Source organism: Microbulbifer variabilis (assembly GCF_052467165.1).
This window is the reverse complement of record NZ_CP174301.1, coordinates 3,441,156-3,462,911: the sequence shown is the minus strand read 5'-3', so window position 1 is coordinate 3,462,911 and position 21,756 is coordinate 3,441,156. Positions and strand designations below refer to the sequence as shown.

Genomic DNA, 21,756 nt, shown 5'->3' with positions numbered 1-21,756 from the left:
TATCAAAAATGGCAAACCGTTCTTATCTTTACAGTCTTAGCAACCAACCAAAATCCTACTCAGACCGCCCCGACACTATCTCGGGCTTATCTGAATGGCCATACAATATCCCCTTCACTTATCGTGTGCTCATGTCTGGGAACCCAAAACTGTGTGCATCACTGGTATCAGATGGCTTTGATGATGATTCGCCCGATAATAAAACTCAGCTTTATGCTATCAGTAGTGACTTTGAGACAGGATTCGCGCGGTTAAAAAAATTTATTGAGGTTCTGCGAGTGATCGGGAAAGAGATTGATGGCCTGCAGGAATCAATGCTTAATGAAACATTAGAGTTTCTTGAAGAACATAAGGATAGTTATCTACTACTTGAGACTATCGAGCTGGACTGCATGGATGAAAGTGAAGAAGCAGCCCTGCGTGGCTACGTTGAAGGCGAAATCAGCGCTTGCCGTGAAGCTGGAGCTGCGATTGATGCGCTGCCAGAAGACCCAGAGGTATCTGCCGGTATTGTAATAAATGCAGCGAAAAACAAGTCAGAGGCTGCCCCAAGTGCATTTTACGGCCTCCAGTTCAATGATAAGTTTGACGATATTGAGAGTGAGCCACCTTTAGGTCTGTACTGGAGTGATATTCTTTATTATGAATTAGAAAATAAAGAGGAATTTGAGGAGGCTCTTTGATAAGTGAGTGGGGGGCTTTAACTCCTTGAGTAGAAAACTTTAGAAGGGACCTTCTGCCACTTGTGTAGCTATCAGACCTAGGAGATCTTTAGATTGATGTCCAAATTTCTGTAGAACAATAGCGTCACTTTCGGGGCGATCATAGAGGGGGCGGTTATCTTTCAAGGTACTTACTCAACAAAGGAAATATAGAACCTTCTAAATTTCCTTTACTTTTCCTTGATCATGCACCCAATGATACAAAGGGAAGGTGGCTGTATTTTTGAGTGATTCCATTTTATTGGAGGCGTGGAGGCCTGATAGTGATGTCGAAATGCGCTAAGTGAAGGAAAGAAGGCACTGGCAATCGCACAAACCATATACCCAGCATTTTTTTAGCAGAGAAATACCATACTGCCCCAGCTAAACCTCTAAAGTAGTATTCATAGTTTTGATTTAGATAGGGCCGGTGCTTTGGTAAAATATCCAGCGGCTAAAGGGTAGGAGGAGTATTTCGGGAAACAGTAACTTGCTTCCTAGTATCTAGATATCAACTGCTCCAACCTATTAGCAATAAATAGTGCTCTATATGAAAGGGTAGAATCTTCAGTCCAGTTAGGTGCTCTCCGCCTACAAGCAGTCATAGTTTTTACAGTTTAATGCGTACTTCTCATACCTAACTCTTCAGGGAATGGATTACCTACATCAATAGAGAAGTTAATGCCTGTAAGATTGTTACTTTCAATAATATTTTTCAGTTCGTCATTACAAAAGTAACCATTAAAGTCAATTTCAGCCTTAAAGATTGAAATTTCTTCTATATTATTTTCGTTAAATTCAATTGAAAATCTGTCATTCAGGGGGTCATGAATACTAAGCTTCTCATCTGTTTTTACTGTTGTTAAGCCGTTAAAAATATACCCTTTTTTACCTTCAAATGTTATGGGTAAAAACTCCCCAAATTTTGAAAGCTTATCTTTTAATAGGTTGTATGCTTTTTCGCTAAGAAAAAGTTTGCCCACATTTAAGGAAATATCAGGAATTTCTTTTTTCTTTCCACCAAAAGCATCATCAAAACCAACTTCCATTGGTTGCCATTCATTTTGGTATGGGAATGGCCTTTCATCCATGTAGAAGTCGGTATCTTCCCCAAGGGCTTCGCGGGCTTTGTCACCGTCAAAGGTAACCATTAAATAGTCTTTAATGTTTGGGTGAATACGATAAATCAAGGCTGATACTCCTTTGAGGCTGGAAGCATCACGTAAGGAGGGAAGGAACTTGTTTTTAATGAATTTTCAATCATTGAAAGTTGAAACCTTAAATGGCTTTGATCTTTTGTTATTGACATTTTGATATAGCTGGAAAGCCAGAAGTAATAGTTATTTCTGTGTATTCGGCTGTGCGGAACTGCATCTTTTAAACTCCTTGGCATTAACATCTTAGCAGCGGTGTTTTCCGGTAGCCAACAACCATTATCGGGATCATCAATTCTAAGTTTAAATTTTGCCAATACAGCTCTTAATGTGACCGCTTTGGGGTGTGCCCCAGAAACAATGGCATGAGCATGGCATTTGGGGTGGGGCTTGGAATCATTAGATAAGGCCATCCTTTCGCCAAGGTTTTGCGAGATGTGAGCTTCCTTCTCTAATTCAGAACGGCTCATACCTAAGCCATCCAATATATAGCCAAGCATTTTCGCTATTCCATCCTCAACTTGCCCGACTACCAAAACGGCATTCAAATCTGCCTCTGTAGGGTTTTCCTTATTGGAAAATTTTTCAATGGCTAATTCTGTGCGACTCTTAAAAGCATGAGGCTTTTCAAGAAGGAGTCCGTGTGGAGGTAGCATAATCAATTATTCCGTTAATGATTAAGGTATTGTCAGATTATATCTTACTATTTTGTAGTGCAGTTGATAATTTGAGGCAGATTTGAAATGTCAATCAATTGGGACGATTGTTATATATTCCGGCTGGAAGAACTTCTATTGTCGAGATAATTTTAACGATAATGAGACCACGATTGAGAGCAGTATCACAAAATCAAGGAGCGGTAAGGTCCGCTTTTGTTGGTGGCTGGAGTGGAATTTAAACGCGCACGATGATGCATATCATTGTATTTAGAAGCCATCAGAGTTACCCAAACACTAAACAACTTCTATATAAATCAATATTTTGCCTGAAACTTGAACTCCTCTGTGATCCACCAAGGTTTTTCCGTTGACAATGCTCGGCCCAATTAGGACTTTCCGCTAGTCGCCACCCTGGTAATGGGCAGAAGCCAACCCAAGAGGCGGCAATTAATGGGTACAAGAGCAGTGCGGATGGGTTGTGTGTTAGCCTTGGGATGGTATTGGGATGAAATAGTATCCTTGAAATGGGCACACGCTGGAATGTGCCTATTTTCTATGGTTTTATTAGTATGTATAGATACCATCGATTTTAGGGTAGGTTTTTCCATTATATTCAATACAGTCTCTTACCCATACATCTATTTCTTTGTTAGACATTTTGGAAGCTAGTAATGCACTATATAATTCTGAACGAGAAGGATTCTCCTTTTCTAGAATCAAATAATTAGAAGCAGAACAGTTATCTGGATTGTCCCAGGAACCATTTTCCCTAGCAACTAAAAGTAAGCCATTTGAACTGCCATTAAATAAAAAAGATATTTTTGCTTTACCACTATGGCCTGACGAATAAGCATCTAAGCTAATACTGATAAAATAATTAAACGAATGAACATTAAATAATCCCAATTATGTTTATTGCTAATAATGGGGGCGAAGAGTAGCGAGATCAGGTTTTATCGGTAAGCCTAAATATGTTTACTTGACTAGAGTTTGATAGCATTAGATTTGATCAAATTATTATTTGGTGACGGTTGGGTAGTAATTCAAAGATATTGAGTGATTGTTTCCTGTCCAATAAGGAAACGCGAACGTACCCAATATACAAGTCATTGTCATAGAGGTGGCAAAGGAGTTGGCAGAAAAAATTGCTAAATCCAAAAAAGTGCAGTTTTATTCCTGGCTGCAAATTCTTAACACAACTGCTTTGTTAAGTTGGGAGATTTGAAGTCCAATAGGTAAGAGGGCAGCAGTTATTTCAAGCCTTATGGGGATTGCACTACTTAGCCTATACCTCCCAGTATTTCAGAGGCGTCTACTTTGGCATAAGTTGCAGTGATGTTAATACTGCTGTGTTGCCATGAATAGAGCAGCTGTTATCGGTTGCCCATGCGTTTACAGGGGATTGGGTGCTGTAAGAAACTAGAATCATGGACTTAACAAAATCCATGCCCGCGGCATTTTCTCCAAACCCCAATCTATTGGTTTGGCTACAACCGCAGTCTGTAGCCTTGTCAAAGGTTACTATGATATTCCCGTCTTGATATCGCAGAACAGAGGTTACTTTTGCATCGGTAACCAAACATCCATCTGCATAAACAAGGTTAGAAAGTAGTGCAATGGTGCCAAGTAAGTACTTCATTTTTGGATCTCCTCTTATTAGGACGGTCAACTTAGAAAAAGAGAGTGTCTCTGCTTAGGGGCTCCTTACGTCACCAGAGTATCAATGTGATTTCACGTTGATACTTTGGCGCTAAAACCAACAAAAATATCTTTTACAAAGTTGTCAGCTCAGAAATAAAAAACCCGCGAAAGCTAGGGCTGACGCGGGTTTGAGAGATGGTACCAGAGGCCGGACTCGAACCGGCACGCTTTTAAGGGCGGGGGATTTTGAATCCCCTGTGTCTACCAATTTCACCACTCTGGCACTTTCGCTGCTCGACCTTGGGGTCGGTGCGAAGAGGGCGTGATTATAGCAATGCTTTGGCCGGGGTCAACCAGTGATTTCAATGACTTACGGCATTTTCTGTCGCGCCAGTTAACAGCTCCTAAAATTTCCTATAACCTTCGCGACCTCTCCATAGTTTCTAGATTTCCAGGATTCCATGCAGCGTCAGGACTTTGACTTTCATCTGCCCGATGAGCTGATCGCCCGCGCGCCTACTGAAGAGCGCCGCGGCAGCCGTCTTTTGTGTCTGGATGGGCCCAGCGGGGCCATTACACATCGGCAGTTTCCAGATATTCTCGACCAGGTACAGGCAGGTGACCTGATAGTCTTTAACGATACCCGGGTGATTCCGGCACGTTTGTTCGCGCAGAAGGAAACCGGCGGTAAGCTGGAAATCCTTGTGGAGCGGGTGCTCAATGAGACGGATATCTGGGCCCATGTGCGCTCCAGTAAGTCTCCCAAACCCGGTTCCAGCATCGTTCTTGAAGACGGTACCCGTATAGAGGTTACTGGCAGGAAGGATGCGCTGTTTGAGCTGTCCTTCCCAAAAGAAGAGGGCGTGCTGGCGATTTTGGATCGCCTCGGCCATATGCCGCTGCCTCCTTATATTGATCGCGAAGACGATGCCAGCGATCGCGAGCGCTACCAGACGGTATACGGCCGCAATGCAGGTGCTGTGGCGGCGCCGACGGCGGGGCTGCACTTTGACGATGAAATGATCGGCGCGCTGCGGGATAAAGGTGTCGAGGTTGTGTTCGTTACCCTGCATGTGGGTGCCGGGACTTTCCAGCCGGTGCGCGTGGATAATATTTTTGAGCACCAGATGCACAGCGAAGTGCTGGATGTTTCCCAGGAAGTGGTGGATGCCGTAGCCGCTTGCCGTGCCCGAAATGGCAGTGTGATTGCGGTGGGTACCACCAGTGTGCGGGCACTGGAAAGTGCGGCGCGCGGTGGCGAATTGCAGGCCACGGTGGGGGAGACGGATATCTTTATTTATCCCGGCTATGAATTTCAGGTTGTGGATAAGTTGGTCACCAACTTCCATCTGCCGGAATCCACCCTGTTGATGCTGGTGAGTGCCTTCGCGGGGTACCAGCATACGATGGCCGCATATAAAGCTGCTGTTGAGGAGCGTTACCGTTTCTTTAGTTACGGCGACGCCATGTTTATTACCCGCGATCCCAATGCCAAAAAAGAAGAAGTAGTATCAGCGAAAGGAGATACCCAGTGAGCCGCGAATGTTTTATGCAGTTTGAAGTGGATAACACTGATGGCAAGGCCCGTCGTGGCCGTTTGCGTTTTCCTCGCGGTGTGGTGGAAACCCCGGCGTTTATGCCGGTGGGTACTTACGGCACTGTTAAAGGTATGTTGCCGAGAGATATCGAGGGCATTGGTGCACAAATTATTCTGGGCAATACCTTCCATCTGATGCTGCGCCCGGGTACCGAAGTGGTTAAAGCCCATGGCGACCTGCACGACTTCACGCAATGGTCTGGCCCTATCCTCACCGACTCCGGCGGCTTCCAGGTATTTAGCCTGGGTGAGCTGCGCAAGATTACGGAAGAGGGGGTTTCTTTCCGTTCACCCATTGATGGCAGCCCGGTATTCCTGGACCCGGAAGAATCCATGCGTGTTCAGCGGGACCTGGGTTCGGATATCGTGATGATCTTCGATGAGTGCACGCCTTATCCGGCCACTACCGATGAAGCGCGCAAGTCTATGGAGCTGTCCCTGCGTTGGGCGGAGCGCTCCAAGAAAGCCCATGGCGATAGCCCGTCTGCGCTGTTCGGCATTGTGCAGGGCGGTATGTACCCGGAATTGCGCGATGTGTCCCTGCGCGGCCTGACTGAGATTGGTTTCGATGGCTATGCCATTGGCGGCCTGTCGGTGGGTGAGCCGAAAGAGGAGATGATCAAGGTATTGGATCACCTGGCGCACAAGATGCCGGAAGACAAGCCGCGCTATCTGATGGGCGTGGGCAAGCCGGAAGATATTGTTGAAGCGGTGCGTCGCGGTGTGGATATGTTCGACTGTGTCATGCCCACGCGCAATGCGCGCAACGGCCACCTGTTTACCTTTGAAGGTGTGGTGAAGATCCGCAATGCCAAGCACCGACACGATACGGGCCCCTTGGAAGAAGAGTGCGATTGCTACACCTGTGAAAATTTCTCCCGCGCTTACCTGCATCACCTGGATCGCTGTGGTGAAATTCTCGGTGCGCAGCTGAATACAATTCATAATCTGCGCCACTATCAGCGCCTGATGCAAAAGCTGCGCGATGCGATCGCCGCCAATGAGCTGGAGGCGTATGTCACGGAGTTCTACCGCGGTCTGGGCCGTGAGGTTCCAGCGCTAGAGGCCTGATAGCGCCGTACTTTTATCCTATCTGGGGCACAGTCGATCGCACGATTGTGCCCCTGTCATTTGTCCGTTCATCCGATCCCCGTATAATCAGCCCCCACTTTTATTGGGGGCGGTGTACCTTGCATTCTGCGTATACTGCCCGCATATCCAGGCAAATTGCCAAGATTTACCGGCCCTCGGGGTCACACTAGAACAATGAGAACAGCATGAATCGCTACCCGATCTGGAAGTACTTTCTGATTCTCGCGGTTGTGGCCTTTGGCCTTATCTACGCCGCGCCCAATCTCTATAAGCCGGACCCTGCGGTGCAGATTTCCGGGCAATCCAGTGCCATGGTGATGGATGAGAATGTCCTCACCAAAGCACAAAAGGCCCTGGATGAATCGGGGATTGCGCACTTCGGCGGAGAGGTGGGCGATAAGGCGATATTGATTCGCCTTGAGTCCCAGGATGAGCAGTTGCCGGCCAAGCGCGCGATTCAGGAGGCCCTGGGCCACAGCGATTACGTGGTTGCCCTGAACCTGGCTTCCACCACGCCTCAGTGGTTGAGCGATATTGGCGCAAGCCCGATGAAGCTGGGCCTCGACCTGGCTGGCGGTGTGCACTTCCTGATGGAAGTGGATACCAACACCATCGTAAAAACCAATATGGAAGGCTATGCGCAGGATGTGAAAACCAAACTGCGTGAAGCCAAGGCCCGTTACCGCAGTGTTGACCTGATCGACGACCGCGAAATCGTCGCCCGTTTCCGCAGTGATGAACTGCGCAACCTGGCGCTCTCTACCATGCGTAAGGAATTCCCGCAGCTGCAGCTGCGCGAATCCGGCAGTGGTGAGAACCTGGAGATCCGTGCCACCCTGTCTGAGCAGGAGATCAAGCAGCTTGAGGACTACGCGGTTAGCCAGAACCTGACCACCCTGCGCAACCGGGTGAATGAGCTGGGCGTGGCAGAGCCGATCGTTCAGCGCCAGGGGCGCAACCGTATCGTTGTAGAGCTGCCCGGTGTGCAAGACACCGCCGAGGCCAAGCGTATTATCGGTAAGACCGCCAACCTCGAGTACCGTATGGAAGCCCGCCCCGATGAGCTGGTTACCAACAAAGAGTACTTCGAGTACCGCAGCGAGCAGACGCAGCAGATGTACGGCGGTGCCTGGCTCGAGCGCAAGATTATTATCAAGGGTGACAGCGTTACCAACGCTCGTGTCGGCTATGACGAGAGCGGCTTCCCCCAGGTAAATATCACCCTCGACTCCCGCGGCGGTGAGCTCATGCACCGTGCCACCTGGAAAAATGTGGGCCGCCGTATGGGCACCTTGTTTATCGAGACCCGCTTTACCCCGCAAACCAAGATCGATGCGGAGGGCAATGAGATCACCGAGCAGATCAGGACTGAAGACAAGAAGATTATCAGCCTGGCTACCGTGCAGAGTGCCCTCGGCAAGCAGTTCCGTGTTACCGGCCTGGACAGCCCCGCAGAGGCCCAGGAACTGGCCCTGCTGCTGCGCGCCGGTGCCCTGGCAGCTCCCATGTATTTTGTGGAAGAGCGCGTGATTGGCCCATCTTTGGGTGCCGATAACATCAAGGTGGGTATTCAGTCGGTAGAGTACGGCTTGTTGGCGGTACTTATCTGTATGCTGATTTCCTATCGCGTATTTGGTCTGGCTGCGAACCTGGCCCTGGCAGTCAACCTGATCCTGCTGGTGGCGGTGATGTCGATTCTCGGCGCTACCCTGACGCTCCCGGGTATTGCCGGTATCGTTCTGACCGTGGGTATGGCGGTGGATGCCAACGTGCTGATTTTCTCGCGAATACGGGAGGAACTCAGGAATGGGATGCCTCCGCAATCGGCGATTACCGCCGGCTTCGATAATGCTTACAGCACCATTGTGGATGCGAATATCACCACCCTGATTGTGGCGGTTATTCTGTACGCTATTGGTTCCGGTCCGGTTCAGGGCTTCGCGGTAACCCTGTCCATCGGTATTCTCACCTCCATGTTCAGTGCCATTATGGGTACCCGTGCAATCATTAACTTGTTCTACGGCGGTCGCCGTGTACAGAAACTCTGGATTTAAGGAGACTGGCCATGAGTGAGACCAAAGTGGAAAACGGTAAGATCACCGAGTACATGGGCAAGCGCGTTTATGACTTTATGCGCTGGCGCAAGATTGCCGCGGTTGTTTCTGTCATCCTGGTACTGGCATCGATTGGCATACTGGCGGCCAAGGGCCTGAAGTTTGGCCTGGACTTCACCGGCGGTACCCAGGTTGAAGTGGGTTACGAAGTTGCGCCGTTTATTAACGATGTGCGCACCCAGCTGGAAAATGCTGGCTATGATGGCGCTACGGTAGTGAACTACGGCTCCGAAACCGAGCTGATGATCAAGCTGCCGCCGGAGGTAACTGAAGAGGAAACCCAGATCAGTGCTACTGATCAGGAAGCTGTTACACCGATTGGCGACAAGGTGGTAGAAGTGCTGCGTGCAGGCAGCGATGGTACTGTCACCCTGCGTCGTGTGGAAATGGTGGGCCCTCAGGTAGGTGCCGAGCTGCGCGATGATGGCGGCTTGGGCATGCTGGTGGCTCTGGCCCTGGTGATGATCTACGTGGCCCTGCGCTTCCAGTACAAGTTCTCCGTTGGTGCCGTAGCGGCATTGGGGCACGATGTGATTATCGTGCTGGGCTTCTTTGCCCTGCTGGGGCTGGACTTCGACCTCACTGTACTGGCGGCGGTGCTGGCGGTGATCGGTTACTCCCTGAACGATACCATCGTGGTATCTGACCGTATTCGTGAGAACTTCCGCAAGGTGCGCAAGGCTGAGACTGAGGAGATTATTAATATCTCCATTAGCCAGACTCTGGGCCGTACCTTTATGACCTCGTTCACGACCTTGCTGGTGTTGTGGGCGCTGCAGTTCTTCGGCGGGGAGCTAATCCACAACTTCTCCCTGGCGTTGATCGTCGGTGTGGTTGTAGGTACCTACTCTTCTGTGTATGTAGCAGCAAACGTGCTGATGGGACTGAAGATCTCCAAAGAAGATCTGATGCCGCCAGTGAAAGAGGGTGCTGAGCTGGAAGAAATGCCCTGATCCAGGCTAACCCTTAAATTAAAAAGGCCGCTTTAAAGCGGCCTTTTTTGTGCTCCCGGTTTCTCAGTCACCATTAATCAAGTGTAATTAAGTGCCGAAGTCGGGGCCTTTTGTTGGGCTAAATTGGGCTAATTAGTGAAGCCAGTTACGAGCGGTTTAGCTGCGAGGCTTCTTACCCAGGGTGATGTGCTTGGGGCCGGAGGTGTTGGTCTGGCCGCTCACACCCTTGGGCACCTGCTCAATCTCGCCACCCTTGGCCAGGAAAGCCTGCACCTGCGCTTCAATGCTCTCGCTGGTCTCTAACGGAGCGCTCTGCTTGCGACTGGAAGACGAGGATGCTTTTTTGGCCACGATAACTATCCGGTTTATGGGTTGGCCGGACATCATACATTGTTTTGAACAAAAAATCACCCAAACGCCTAAGCGCTGCACATAGCGGTCAGTTTGCCGCCGGGTGCAGCGGCACGGTGTGTCACACAGAGGTAATTTCTGGGGCTATTCCACTTCCTGCTCTGCAGGTGCCTCGGTAGCCAGTGGCCAGCCGCCCATTTCCCGCCACTTGTTTACGATTCCACAGAACAGGGTTGCGGTTTTCTCCGCATCGTACTCTGCGGAGTGGGCGCAGCTATTGTCGAACTCGATACCTGCGGCCTGGCAGGCTTTGGCCAGAACCGTTTGGCCATAGGCGAGCCCGGCGAGACTGGCGGTATCGAAACAGGAGAAGGGATGGAATGGGTTGCGCTTGATTCCGGTCCGCTCAACGACGGCGTTAACAAATCCCAGATCGAAATGGGCATTGTGAGCAACCACGATGGCGCGGGTGCAACTGTGTTTTTTCACCGCGCTGCGGATTTTGCGGAACAGCTCTGGCAGAGCAATTTCTTCAGGCCAGGCATCGCGATCGGGGGACTCCAGGTCGATACCGATAAAGTCCAGGGCCGACTGCTCTACGTTGGCGCCCTCAAATGGTTCCAGGTGGAAACTGTGGGTCTCATGGGGGACGAGGTTGCCCTCCGCATCCATATCCAGAATAACCGCCGAAATCTCCAGCAGGGCATCGGTACGCGCGTTAAAGCCGCCGGTTTCCAGGTCGATAACAACCGGCAGGAAGCCGCGAAATCGCTGGGCGAGGGGGCTCTTGGGTCCTGTTGGTTCTTCCGCGGGGGTCACTTTGGGTCCTTGTAAATCTCAATTGTGCCGGGGTTGCTTGGACCCGGGCATGAGCGGGCTTGCTATTGGCCCGCAACAGTTCAAACCGGAATTATACGAGTTTCCAGTTCAGGGTTTCACCGGCATTCAGGGGTATCAGGTTCTCACCGCCCATATCCAGGCTTTCCGGCAGGGTCCACGGTTGTTTGACCAGGGTGATGGTGTCCTGGTTGCGTGGCAGACCGTAAAAGTCGGGCCCGAAATTACTCGCGAAACCTTCCAGCTTATCCAGCTTGCCGGCGCGCTCAAAAGCTTCGGCGTACAGCTCTATGGCGGAGTAGGCAGTGTAACAACCGGCGCAGCCGCATTCGTGTTCTTTTTTATGGTGAGCGTGGGGGGCCGAGTCGGTGCCGAGGAAAAATTTCGGGCTGCCGCTGGTGGCCGCTTCGATCAGAGCTGACTGGTGATCGCCGCGCTTGAGGATTGGCAGGCAGTAGTAGTGCGGGCGAATACCACCAACCAGCATATGGTTGCGGTTGTACAGCAGGTGGTGGGCGGTAATGGTCGCGGCCACACCATCGCGGGCATGCTGTACAAACTCAGCGGCATTGGCAGTGGTAATGTGCTCGAAAACCACTTTCAACGTGGGAAAATCTTCCACCAGGCGCGACAGGGTTTTCTCAATAAATACCTGCTCGCGATCGAAAATATCGATATCGTTGGTGGTTACCTCCCCGTGCAGCAGCAGTTTCATACCGCAGGACTGCATTTCCTCCAGGGCGGGGTAAATATTGGCGATGTCGGTTACCCCGGAATCGGAATTCGTGGTTGCTCCGGCAGGGTATAGTTTTGCTGCGATCACACCGGCAGCGTGCGCCTGGCGGATTACTTCGGCATCGGTCTTATCGGTCAGGTAAATAACCATCAGCGGCTCAAAAGCGCGGCCGGCCGGAATATGCGCGCGGATACGCTCGCGATAGGCCAGGGCCATATCGGCGTTGGTAACTGGTGGTACCAGGTTGGGCATCACTATTGCGCGGTGAAATTGTTGGGCGGCATCGCCTACTGTGCGTTCTAGGGCGGCGCCATCGCGTAGGTGAATATGCCAGTCGTCAGGGGCGCGAAGAGTGATTTGCTCCGTCATGGTACTCCGTGGTCTTGGACGCTGTAGTGAGTCGTTGTGCGGCGCGCATGCTACCCGATGCGGGGTGAAATTGCGATGCACAAAAGGGTTAAAAATTAATCAATTGTGTCTACAAGTGTCTTGGCGCTAGTCGATTGCGAGCTGAGGCGCTACAATCGCGCCCCGATAAACAGTGTGGGTATTATTGTGCCCATAATACCGACCCTGGGTATACCTCCAAGAATAACTCCCCCAGACCGACATTAATTCGCGCAGAGGCGATCCATATCGCCGTGCCTAATGTTGTGACGGCGTGTTCCCGGCAGCAGAGGATAGCAATGAGCAAAATCGAGAAGGTAGTACTGGCATATTCCGGCGGACTGGATACGTCGGTAATTGTGCGCTGGCTGCAGGAAACTTACGGTTGTGAGGTGGTAACTTTTACCGCTGATATCGGCCAGGGCGAGGAAGTGGAACCCGCCCGAGCCAAGGCTGAGGCCCTGGGTGTAAAAGAAATTTATATCGACGACCTGCGCGAAGAGTACGTGCGCGATTTCGTCTTCCCGATGTTCCGTGCCAACGCGATTTACGAAGGCGAGTATTTGCTGGGCACCTCCATCGCGCGCCCGCTGATCGCCAAGCGCCTGATCGAGATTGCCAACGAGACCGGTGCCGATGCTATCTCCCATGGCGCCACTGGCAAGGGCAACGACCAGGTGCGTTTCGAACTGGGTGCCTATGCGTTGAAGCCAGGTATCCAGGTAATTGCTCCCTGGCGCGAGTGGGACCTAAACTCCCGAGAAAAGCTGATGCAGTATTGCGAACAGCATAAAATTCCGGTGGATTTCTCCTCCAGCAAAAAGAAATCCCCTTACTCAATGGATGCCAACCTGCTGCATATCTCTTACGAGGGCGGCAACCTTGAGGACCCATGGGCGGAAGCCGAGGAAGATATGTGGCGTTGGAGTGTCAGCCCCGAAGCTGCACCAGAAGAGCCGACCTATATTACTTTGGGCTTTGAGAAGGGGGATCCCGTTTCTATCGACGGTGAGCGCTTAAGCCCTGCTACTTTGCTTGAGAAACTGAATAAGTTGGGCGGAGCCAACGGCATTGGTCGCTTGGATATTGTGGAAAACCGCTACGTGGGAATGAAGTCCCGCGGCTGCTACGAAACACCTGGCGGCACCATTTTGATGAAGGCGCACCGCGCCATTGAGTCCATCACGCTGGATCGCGAAGTGGCTCATATGAAAGATTCCCTGATGCCGCGCTACGCTGAGCTGGTTTATAACGGCTACTGGTGGTCACCGGAGCGCAGCATGCTGCAGGCTGCGATCGATGAATCCCAGCTGGTGGTTAACGGTGAAGTACGCCTGAAACTCTATAAGGGTAGTGTGAGCGCAGTGGGCCGCCGTTCTGCCGACAGCCTCTTCGACGAGCGTATCGCTACCTTCGAAGACGATGCCGGGGCCTACGACCAGAAAGATGCAGAGGGCTTTATTAAGCTCAACGCCCTGCGTCTGCGGATCGCCGCCGGTAAGGGAAGAAAATTGATTTAGTTGATTTAGATCATCCTTGGCTAGTGCGGGGTGCGCTTAAATCCTTATCTGGCCAATAAAGTGACAGCTGTGTTTGCGCATAGCTGCCGCAGACCATGCGGTGGGCCAGTCCCGCTCAGTGGAACCGATTTTAAAAAAGCAACGGAAGTTTAAACATGACGACAACGGTGGCAAAGACCGGCCCTGTGCCGGACTATGACTACAATATCGTGCGCCAGTTCACCATCATGTCCGTGGTCTGGGGCATTTTTGGTATGGGCATGGGCGTATTGATCGCGGCCCAGCTAGCCTGGCCAGAACTCAATGATTTCTGGCAGCCCTTCTCGCACTTTGGGCGCTTGAGGCCATTACACACCAATGCGGTAATTTTCGCCTTTGGTGGTAGTGTTCTGTTTGCCACCTCTTACTATGTAGTGCAGCGCACCTGTCAGGTTCGCCTGTGGGGCGGCTGGCTGATTCCCTTTACTTTCTGGGGATGGCAGGCCGTTATCGTGGCAGCGGCTATCACCCTGCCGATGGGCTTCACTTCCACTAAAGAATACGCCGAACTCGAGTGGCCGATTGATATCCTGATCGCCCTGGTTTGGGTGGCCTACGCGCTGGTGTTCTTCGGTACCATCATGAAGCGCAGAACCTCCCACATCTACGTGGCGAACTGGTTCTTCGGTGCTTATATCGTCACTATTGCTGTACTCCATATTATTAATAATTTGGAGATCCCGGTTGCTCCTTTCAAGTCTTACTCTATCTACTCAGGCACCAAGGACGCAATGATCCAGTGGTGGTATGGCCATAACGCAGTAGGGTTCTTCCTGACTGCAGCCTTCCTGGGGATCATGTACTACTTCGTACCTAAGCAGGCGGGCCGTCCGGTTTATTCCTACCAGCTTTCCATCGTGCATTTCTGGGCCCTGATTTCCCTGTACGTATGGGCTGGTGGCCACCACCTGCACTACTCAGCGCTGCCTGACTGGGCCCAGAGCCTGGCGATGGTAATGTCCCTGATCCTGCTGGCTCCATCCTGGGGTGGTATGATCAACGGCATCATGACCCTGTCCGGTGCTTGGCACAAACTGCGCACCGACCCGACCCTGCGCTTCCTGGTGGTATCCCTGTCCTTCTACGGTATGTCCACCTTCGAAGGCCCGATGATGTCCATCAAGACTGTAAACGCCCTGTCCCACAACACCGACTGGACTGTTGGCCACGTACACTCCGGTGCATTGGGCTGGGTTGCCATGATTTCTATCGGTGCTCTCTATCACCTGGTTCCAGTGCTCTGGAAGCGTCGCGAAATGTACAGCACCAAGCTGATTAACGCGCACTTCTGGCTGGCTACTGTAGGCACGGTACTGTACATCGCTGCTATGTGGGTGAACGGTATTACCCAGGGCCTGATGTGGCGTGCATTTAACGCTGACGGCACCTTGACCTATAGCTTTGTGGAAAGTGTGGTTGCGAGCCACCCAGGTTATGTAGTGCGCTGGTTGGGCGGAGCCATGTTCCTGCTGGGCATGCTGCTGATGGCTTACAACGTTTACCGTACGATCACTGAGAAGGTAAACGATGCCGAAGCCGATAACACCGTTCGAGCTGTACCGGCGGCATAGGAGAGCAGACCGTGAAGAATCATGACATCGTAGAAAAAAATATTGGCTGGATGATCTTTTTCATCATTATCGCCATTAGCTTCGGCGCTCTGGTGGAGATCGTTCCGCAGTTCTTTACCAAGGCGAACTACACGCCCCTGCCGGGCCAGAAGCCGCTGACCGCACTGGAGCTGGAAGGCCGCGATATCTATATCCGCGAAGGCTGTCACGTGTGTCACACCCAGATGGTGCGCCCGCTGCGCGCTGAGGTGGAGCGCTATGGACACTACTCCATGGCCGAGGAATCCGTGTACGAGCACCCCTTCCTGTGGGGCTCCAAGCGTACCGGTCCCGACCTGGCTCGTGTAGGCGGCCGTTACTCCGATGAGTGGCAGCGCGCTCACTTGTACAACCCGCGCAGCGTTGTACCCGAGTCCATCATGCCGGCCTACCCTTGGTTGTTCGACAATGTAGTTACTGGCAATTACACCGCGCGCAAGATGGAAGCACTGCGTCTCGTCGGTGTGCCCTACACCGATGAGGACATCGCCAACGCCTCCAAGCCTTTCGAAGGCGGCAAGGTTAAGGAAATCGATGCCCTGGTCGCTTACTTGCAACAGCTGGGTACCCTGGTTACCCAAAAACGCTAATAGCGAGGAAGGAAACTCGTGACTATCGAAACATTGCGGGAAATCGGACTGGTTTTGGGATCAATCGCCTTTCTGGCTATCTGCTGGTGGGCCTTCTCTCCGAAGCGCAAGAAGCGCTTCGAGGAAGATGCCAATTTGCCATTTGCCGATGAAGAGCAACAGGCCGATAAGGATGAGTCGGCCGCTCAGAAGGATGAATCCAAATCCGGGCAAGAGTCCGGGACTGAACGAAAACAGGGGCAGGACAAGTAATGAGTACATTCTGGAGTGTGTGGGTAATTGTACTCACCCTCGCCAATCTGGCGTTGATTACCTGGGTGTTGTTCGCCAACCGAAAAGTGGCAGTTGACGACCAGGCAGAACCGGAAAACAAAACCACAGGCCACGTGTACGACGGCATTGAGGAGTACGACAACCCTCTGCCCAAGTGGTGGTTCATGCTGTTTATCGCCACGCTGGTGTTTTCAGCGGTATACCTGGTGATCTACCCGGGCATGGGTAACTTCAAAGGCCTTGGTGGTTGGTCATCTGTCGGCGCGCTGGAAGCTTCCCAGGCTAAGGCCCAGGAGAAGTTCGACGAGCAGTTTGGCATTTATCTCGATATGCCCATCGAGGAAATCGCCCAGAGCCCGCAGGCACTGAAAATGGGTTCCCGTATCTTCGCCAACAACTGTGCTGTATGTCACGGTGCGGATGCCGGCGGTAACTTCGGCTTCCCTAACCTGACCGACAACGCCTGGCTTTACGGCGGTACCCCGGAGAAAATCCTGGAAACCCTGTACAACGGCCGTCAGGGCATGATGCCTCCGCAAGGGCCGGTGATTGGTGAGGAGGGTGTTAAGAACGCCACTGAGTATGTTCTCTCCCTGAATGGCCTCGAGCATGACAAGGCTATGGCTGCGGAAGGACAGAAGGTCTTCAATACCGTGTGTATGGCCTGTCACGGTATGGACGCCAAGGGTAACCAGCTCCTCGGTGCGCCAAACCTGACCGATGACCTGTGGCTGTATGGCAGCGATCGTGCGCAAATCCAGCACACGATCCGCAGCGGCCGTAGCAATATGATGCCCGCGCAGAAAGATAAGCTGCGCGAAGACAAGATCCGCTTAGTAGCGGCCTATGTCTACAACTTGTCCAAACAGGACGAGGAACAGCAGTAATCGAATAAGGCCCGGCTATGCTGGGCCTTATTTTTTTGGAAGGAACTCCGGGTGCTGCAGGGACGGAGATAAAAGCCTCATACATAAGTGGCTGACTGTGCCCGCGTGCAGATAATGCCCGTGCGAGAGTGAGGTTTTTGTGAGTGACTTGATTCCCACCCGCGAAGAGCAGGAAGGTAACGGTGAAGTTCGCTACCGCATGCTCTACGAATCGGATGACAAAATTTATATTCGCCATATCCGTGGTATTTACACCCGGATTCGCAAATATACCGGCCTACCGTTACTGTTGGCTTTCTTCTTTATCCCCTGGATTAATATCGACGGGCGCCAGTCTGTCTTCTTCGATCTTCCCACCCGCCAGTTTCATATCCTCGGTACCACCTTCGGCCCACAGGATGGCTTCCTGCTAGCCTGGTTGCTGATTATTGCCGCCTTTGCCCTGTTTGCCGTTACCACCTGGATGGGGCGGGTCTGGTGCGGTTTTACCTGTCCACAGACTGTCTGGACCATGATGTTTATGTGGGCCGAGCGAGTTTGTGAGGGCGATCGCAACAAGCGGATGAAGCTCGATAAGGCCCCCTGGAACGCGGAGAAAATACTGCGTAAAGGTGGCACCCACGCTATCTGGCTGCTGATTTCTCTCGCCACAGCTCTGGCTTTCGTTGGTTACTTCTATGGTATCCGCGACCTGGTGGTAGACCTCGCGACCTTTGATGCCCATCCGCAGGGGGTCTTTTGGGTCGCCTTCTTTACTTTTGCCACCTACATGAATGCGGGCTTCCTGCGTGAGCAGGTGTGCAAGTACATGTGCCCCTATGCGCGCTTTCAGTCGGTGATGTACGACCAGGACACTCTTGCGGTCTATTACGATGCACAGCGCGGCGAGACCCGTGGTCCACGCAAGAAGAACGTGGACTACAAGGCCGAGGGTATGGGTGACTGTATCGATTGCTACTGGTGTGTGCAGGTATGTCCTGTGGATATCGATATTCGCGATGGCATGCAGTATGAATGCATTAACTGTGGTCTATGTGTTGACGCCTGTAACAGCGTCATGGACAAAATGGGTTATGACCGCGGCCTGATTCGTTTTACCTCAGAAGACGAGTTGGAGACCGGAAAGACCAATTACCTGCGTCCGCGCCTGTTTGGTTATGCCATTGTCCTGTTGGCAATGGTTGGCTTGTTCTCCCATCAGGTGGCTACACGCAACCCGATTGAGACTGAAATTACCCGCGATCGCGGTGCGCGAATGTACCGAGTATCCCAGGGACTGGTGCAGAATGTGTATACCGTGAAGATCAGCAATATGGATCAAGCGGCACATGAGTTCACTATCCGTGTGGAGGGCAACCCGAATTACGATTATTCGGTTCGTAAGCCGCGTACGATCTACCTGGAGGCGGGGGAGATTTTCCCGGTACCGATCCGGGTGAGTGTGCCCAAGACACAGTTGAAAGAGAGCAAGCACGATATCGATATCGTAGTGGAGGCTGTCGATAACCCTGAGCTGGTCGACAAGCACCGAACGGTATTTATTGGTCCCAAGCAGTAGACGGGACGCCGTTCCCGTTGCAAAGTACGGGCCCGCCCAAGTGGGCTCGACTTTTCTGCATAAAACGGTAATTTTTGGTAACGCGATGAATGAACCAACCTCGAAACCCTGGTATCGGGAATTCTGGGCCTGGATGGTCCTGGCACCGCTGATTACAGTGCTGGTAGTGTCCTCTATCACGGTTTCTATAGCTGTGCGCCACGCTGACGATGAGGTCAGGGACACTTATCACAAAGACAGCCGTATGTACCATTTTTCTGCTGAGCAGGACCAGCGGGCCAAAGCCCTGGGATTGGCGGCGATGGTCCAGTTCCAGCGGGGCGATCGCGGGGTGGTTGTCGAACTGAACGGTAATACCGAGTATCCCGAGAAGCTGTTGCTTACCCTCAGCCACCCGCTAGAGGAAGATCTGGATCAGCATATTGTGTTATCCCAGCTCTCCGTTGGGCGCTATTCAGGCTCTGTGCCCGTGGATTTGAACAATCGCTGGTATCTGCGCCTGATGCCTGAACTCGATCCTGAGCTCCACAAAAACGCAGAGTGGCGTCTTAAGGGAGAGATTAATTTCGATCTGGGTGAGGCGGCGCCCCTGAACGCTGCCAGTCGATGACATCCTCTTGTTATCACTGCGGACTTCCGGTCCCTGCCGGTAGCAACCATTCGGTTGTTATTGAGGGGGCTGCACGTGATATGTGTTGCCCCGGCTGTGAGGCCGTGGCGACGGCCATTGTTTCCGGTGGCCTGGATGGCTTCTATCGCTACCGGGAAAAGCAAAGTGACCGCCCGGAACAGGCCCAGCCGCGGGACCGCTGGACCGCCTACGATCTCCCCGAAGTACAGCAGCAGTTTGTTCACGACTGGGATGGCGGCAGCAAGATGGCGGCGCTGCTGATCGGTGGTATTACCTGTGCCGCCTGTGTGTGGTTGATTGAAAAGCACCTGGGACATTTGGCGGGGGTTGGAAAGGTCTCAGTCAATGCCAGTACCCAGCGTGCCCAGATTGTGTTTGATCCTGAGCAGATTAAACCGAGCCAGCTTTTTGAGGCGTTGGAGCGCATTGGCTATCGCCCGGCTCCGGCCACCGCTGCCAACCGGGAAAATGTAATCCAGGCCGAACATCGGGCAGCCCTGCGCCGCCTTGGGGTTGCGGGCCTGGGTACCATGCAGGTGATGATGTTCGCTATCGCCCTGTACTTTGGCGCTGGTAGCGATGGTGTCGGTGAGTTTGAGCGCTATTTCCGTTGGGTGTCGCTATTGGTAGCGACACCAGTGGTGTTCTATGCGGCGCGCCCCTTCTTTAGCGCAGCACTGCGCAGCCTGCGCGCCCGTCACCTGAGTATGGATGTACCTGTCTCCATCGCTATTGGCCTGGCCTACGGTGCCAGTTTCTACGCTACGGTGTTTGGCACCGGCGAGGTGTACTTCGAATCCATCTCCATGTTCACCTTCTTCTTGCTGCTTGGGCGCACGGTTGAGATGCGTGCGCGTCATCGTGCTGGGCTCGCCAGTGGCGGCCTGGCCCAGCTGCTGCCGATGACTGCAGCCAGGTATCAAGGCGATGAAGTGGTTCATGTACCGGTGGCCGCATTGGTGGCTGGCGACCGGATTTTGTTGCGGCCCGGCGACACGATTCCCGCTGACGGCGAAGTGCTGGAAGGGGAGAGTGGTGTGGATGAGTCGCTGCTCAGTGGCGAATCCGCCCTGCAGCAAAAGCTCGTGGGCAGTCCTGTGTATGCAGGCAGTGTCAACGGTGACTCCAGCCTGACTGTGCGTGTGACCGCAGCCGGCCAGTCTACAAGGCTGTCTGCCATCGAGCGTCTGGTGGAGCGCGCCCAACTGGATAAGCCGGCCCAGGTGGCCCTGGCAGACCGGGTCGCCGGTGTTTTTGTCGGAGTTGTATTGCTGGCGGCTGTGGGGGCCTTTGCAGTTTGGTGGCAGCTGGATCCGAGCAGGGCTTTCTGGGTAGCTCTGTCTGTATTGGTGGTGACATGCCCCTGTGCTTTGTCCCTGGCGACACCGGCGGCGCTGGCCTCAGCGACTTTGCGATTGCAGGAACTGGGGCTCCTGGTGGCCGGTGGCAGCCTTCTGGAAACACTGCCGCGTATCAGTCGCGTTGTGTTCGATAAAACCGGCACCCTAACTCGCGGCGAGCCGCGCATCCTGGAAATTCAATTGATGCGCGATGGCTGGGCCAAACAGCGGGTTAAGGATGTAGCTGCAGCCCTGGAATCACAGACCCACCACCCCTTGGCCCGTGCATTTCGCGCTTGGCGCGGCAACCTTACAGCGAGCAAGCTGAAGGCGCATACCGGTCGCGGCCTGGAGGGGCAGATCGAAGGGGTTGATTATCGCCTGGGCCGTGCCGATTTCGCTGCACCTGAAATACTGGCGCAGCCGCAGGGTGAGGGGCAGTGGTTGCTGCTTGCTGATGGAGACGGCCCTATCGCCTGGATCGCCTTGGGGGATAAACTGCGTGAGACAGCTCGGGATGCGGTACATCAGCTGGAAAAACTGGGCTTGTCGGTAGAGTTACTGAGTGGTGATCAGTCCAACGAGGTTCAGCGCCTGGCCTCGCAGGCTTCCATTGCCCACTTCCGTGCTGGTGCTTCACCGGAAGACAAGCTCTCCCATATGCAGCAGTTACAGGCCGGTGAAGAGAAGGTCCTGATGGTTGGCGATGGGCTCAATGATGTCCCGGTACTGTCGGGAGCGGATGCCTCGGTGGCGATGATGTCCGCTGCGGACTTGGCTCAATCCCGTGCCGATGCCATCTTGCTGAATGGTGACCTGCAGGTGCTTCCCCAGGCAATTTCCCTGGCGCGCAAATGCCGCCAGATAGTTCGGCAAAATCTGGCCTGGGCCCTGGGTTACAACGCCATTGCACTACCGTTGGCGGTTTGCGGCCTGGTACCGCCCTGGGCTGCGGCCATTGGTATGTCGGCCAGTTCGCTGGTGGTGGTTCTTAACGCCTTGCGCCTGTCCCGTGCCAACGCGTCGACGGAAAGTGCGGACAGCTCGGTGCCTGGTATGCAGGCACACCATGCAAATTAAAGAGAG

Annotated in this window: 20 protein-coding genes and 1 tRNA gene; 13 read left to right on the top strand and 8 right to left on the bottom strand. The window is 52.9% G+C overall.

Features of this window, described 5'->3' with window-relative positions:
- Positions 1-8: 8 nt before the first annotated feature.
- On the top strand, positions 9-683 hold the full coding sequence (locus tag ACJJIP_RS15460; protein ID WP_444945515.1) for a DUF7822 domain-containing protein: 675 nt from the start codon (positions 9-11) through the stop codon (positions 681-683).
- A 635-nt stretch (positions 684-1,318) separates the two neighbouring features.
- Here ACJJIP_RS15460 and ACJJIP_RS15455 read toward each other — a convergent pair.
- The 5 genes from ACJJIP_RS15455 to ACJJIP_RS15435 all read right to left on the bottom strand — a co-directional run bounded on the left by ACJJIP_RS15455 (position 1,319) and on the right by ACJJIP_RS15435 (position 4,438).
- A complete protein-coding gene (locus ACJJIP_RS15455) occupies positions 1,319-1,891 on the bottom strand; it encodes a hypothetical protein (RefSeq protein WP_444945514.1) in 573 nt (190 codons plus the stop codon).
- Positions 1,888-2,511 (bottom strand): AHH domain-containing protein, encoded by a 624-nt coding sequence (locus tag ACJJIP_RS15450; protein ID WP_444945513.1) that lies wholly within the window; start codon positions 2,509-2,511, stop codon positions 1,888-1,890. The genes ACJJIP_RS15455 and ACJJIP_RS15450 overlap by 4 nt, the downstream gene beginning before the upstream one ends.
- Positions 2,512-3,078: 567 nt before the next feature.
- Positions 3,079-3,420, bottom strand: coding sequence for a hypothetical protein (locus ACJJIP_RS15445; RefSeq protein ID WP_444902054.1), 342 nt, complete (start codon positions 3,418-3,420; stop codon positions 3,079-3,081).
- Between the two features lie 406 nt (positions 3,421-3,826).
- Complete coding sequence (locus ACJJIP_RS15440) at positions 3,827-4,153, bottom strand: hypothetical protein (RefSeq protein WP_282951380.1); 327 nt, start codon at positions 4,151-4,153, stop codon at positions 3,827-3,829.
- Between the two features lie 198 nt (positions 4,154-4,351).
- Positions 4,352-4,438 (bottom strand) — tRNA-Leu (locus ACJJIP_RS15435).
- 178 nt (positions 4,439-4,616) lie between these two features.
- Between ACJJIP_RS15435 and queA the strand changes: the two genes are divergently transcribed.
- The 4 genes from queA to secF all read left to right on the top strand — a co-directional run bounded on the left by queA (position 4,617) and on the right by secF (position 9,911).
- Positions 4,617-5,690: a tRNA preQ1(34) S-adenosylmethionine ribosyltransferase-isomerase QueA gene (gene queA / locus ACJJIP_RS15430; RefSeq protein WP_444945512.1), complete on the top strand. Its 1,074-nt coding sequence runs from the start codon at positions 4,617-4,619 to the stop codon at positions 5,688-5,690.
- 14 nt (positions 5,691-5,704) lie between these two features.
- Positions 5,705-6,823, top strand: coding sequence for a tRNA guanosine(34) transglycosylase Tgt (tgt, locus tag ACJJIP_RS15425; RefSeq protein WP_444946931.1), 1,119 nt, complete (start codon positions 5,705-5,707; stop codon positions 6,821-6,823).
- A gap of 206 nt (positions 6,824-7,029) precedes the next feature.
- Positions 7,030-8,898, top strand: coding sequence for a protein translocase subunit SecD (gene secD / locus ACJJIP_RS15420; protein ID WP_020412283.1), 1,869 nt, complete (start codon positions 7,030-7,032; stop codon positions 8,896-8,898).
- An 11-nt stretch (positions 8,899-8,909) separates the two neighbouring features.
- Positions 8,910-9,911: a protein translocase subunit SecF gene (gene secF, locus ACJJIP_RS15415; protein WP_020412284.1), complete on the top strand. Its 1,002-nt coding sequence runs from the start codon at positions 8,910-8,912 to the stop codon at positions 9,909-9,911.
- A 156-nt stretch (positions 9,912-10,067) separates the two neighbouring features.
- On the opposite strand, the gene ACJJIP_RS15410 is transcribed toward secF, so the two are convergent.
- The 3 genes from ACJJIP_RS15410 to pyrC form a co-directional block, all read right to left on the bottom strand.
- On the bottom strand, positions 10,068-10,322 hold the full coding sequence (locus ACJJIP_RS15410; protein WP_425411204.1) for a PFL_1563 family small protein: 255 nt from the start codon (positions 10,320-10,322) through the stop codon (positions 10,068-10,070).
- A gap of 84 nt (positions 10,323-10,406) precedes the next feature.
- Positions 10,407-11,081: a ribonuclease T gene (rnt, locus tag ACJJIP_RS15405; RefSeq protein ID WP_020412286.1), complete on the bottom strand. Its 675-nt coding sequence runs from the start codon at positions 11,079-11,081 to the stop codon at positions 10,407-10,409.
- Between the two features lie 91 nt (positions 11,082-11,172).
- The gene (gene pyrC / locus ACJJIP_RS15400) at positions 11,173-12,204 is read right to left on the bottom strand and encodes a dihydroorotase (protein ID WP_444902053.1); all 1,032 of its coding nucleotides are present in this window, start codon (positions 12,202-12,204) and stop codon (positions 11,173-11,175) included.
- Positions 12,205-12,521: 317 nt separating this feature from the next.
- On the opposite strand from pyrC, the gene ACJJIP_RS15395 reads away from it, so the two are divergent.
- The 8 genes from ACJJIP_RS15395 to ACJJIP_RS15360 all read left to right on the top strand — a co-directional run bounded on the left by ACJJIP_RS15395 (position 12,522) and on the right by ACJJIP_RS15360 (position 21,750).
- On the top strand, positions 12,522-13,742 hold the full coding sequence (locus ACJJIP_RS15395; protein ID WP_444945511.1) for an argininosuccinate synthase: 1,221 nt from the start codon (positions 12,522-12,524) through the stop codon (positions 13,740-13,742).
- A 155-nt stretch (positions 13,743-13,897) separates the two neighbouring features.
- Positions 13,898-15,352, top strand: a complete 1,455-nt coding sequence (ccoN, locus tag ACJJIP_RS15390; protein ID WP_020412289.1) for a cytochrome-c oxidase, cbb3-type subunit I — start codon at positions 13,898-13,900, stop codon at positions 15,350-15,352.
- 11 nt (positions 15,353-15,363) lie between these two features.
- Positions 15,364-15,981, top strand: coding sequence for a cytochrome-c oxidase, cbb3-type subunit II (ccoO, locus tag ACJJIP_RS15385; protein WP_282951378.1), 618 nt, complete (start codon positions 15,364-15,366; stop codon positions 15,979-15,981).
- An 18-nt stretch (positions 15,982-15,999) separates the two neighbouring features.
- Positions 16,000-16,233: a CcoQ/FixQ family Cbb3-type cytochrome c oxidase assembly chaperone gene (locus ACJJIP_RS15380; RefSeq protein WP_020412291.1), complete on the top strand. Its 234-nt coding sequence runs from the start codon at positions 16,000-16,002 to the stop codon at positions 16,231-16,233.
- Positions 16,233-17,141: a cytochrome-c oxidase, cbb3-type subunit III gene (ccoP, locus tag ACJJIP_RS15375; RefSeq protein WP_020412292.1), complete on the top strand. Its 909-nt coding sequence runs from the start codon at positions 16,233-16,235 to the stop codon at positions 17,139-17,141. Before ACJJIP_RS15380 ends, ccoP begins: the two co-directional genes overlap by 1 nt.
- Positions 17,142-17,280: 139 nt before the next feature.
- Positions 17,281-18,699 carry a cytochrome c oxidase accessory protein CcoG gene (gene ccoG / locus ACJJIP_RS15370; protein WP_282951377.1) on the top strand — a complete coding sequence of 473 codons (1,419 nt, stop codon included), beginning with the start codon at positions 17,281-17,283 and terminating at the stop codon, positions 18,697-18,699.
- Positions 18,700-18,784: 85 nt separating this feature from the next.
- Positions 18,785-19,309 carry a FixH family protein gene (locus ACJJIP_RS15365; protein WP_020412294.1) on the top strand — a complete coding sequence of 175 codons (525 nt, stop codon included), beginning with the start codon at positions 18,785-18,787 and terminating at the stop codon, positions 19,307-19,309.
- Positions 19,306-21,750, top strand: coding sequence for a heavy metal translocating P-type ATPase (locus ACJJIP_RS15360; protein WP_444945510.1), 2,445 nt, complete (start codon positions 19,306-19,308; stop codon positions 21,748-21,750). The genes ACJJIP_RS15365 and ACJJIP_RS15360 overlap by 4 nt, the downstream gene beginning before the upstream one ends.
- Positions 21,751-21,756 lie beyond the last annotated feature (6 nt).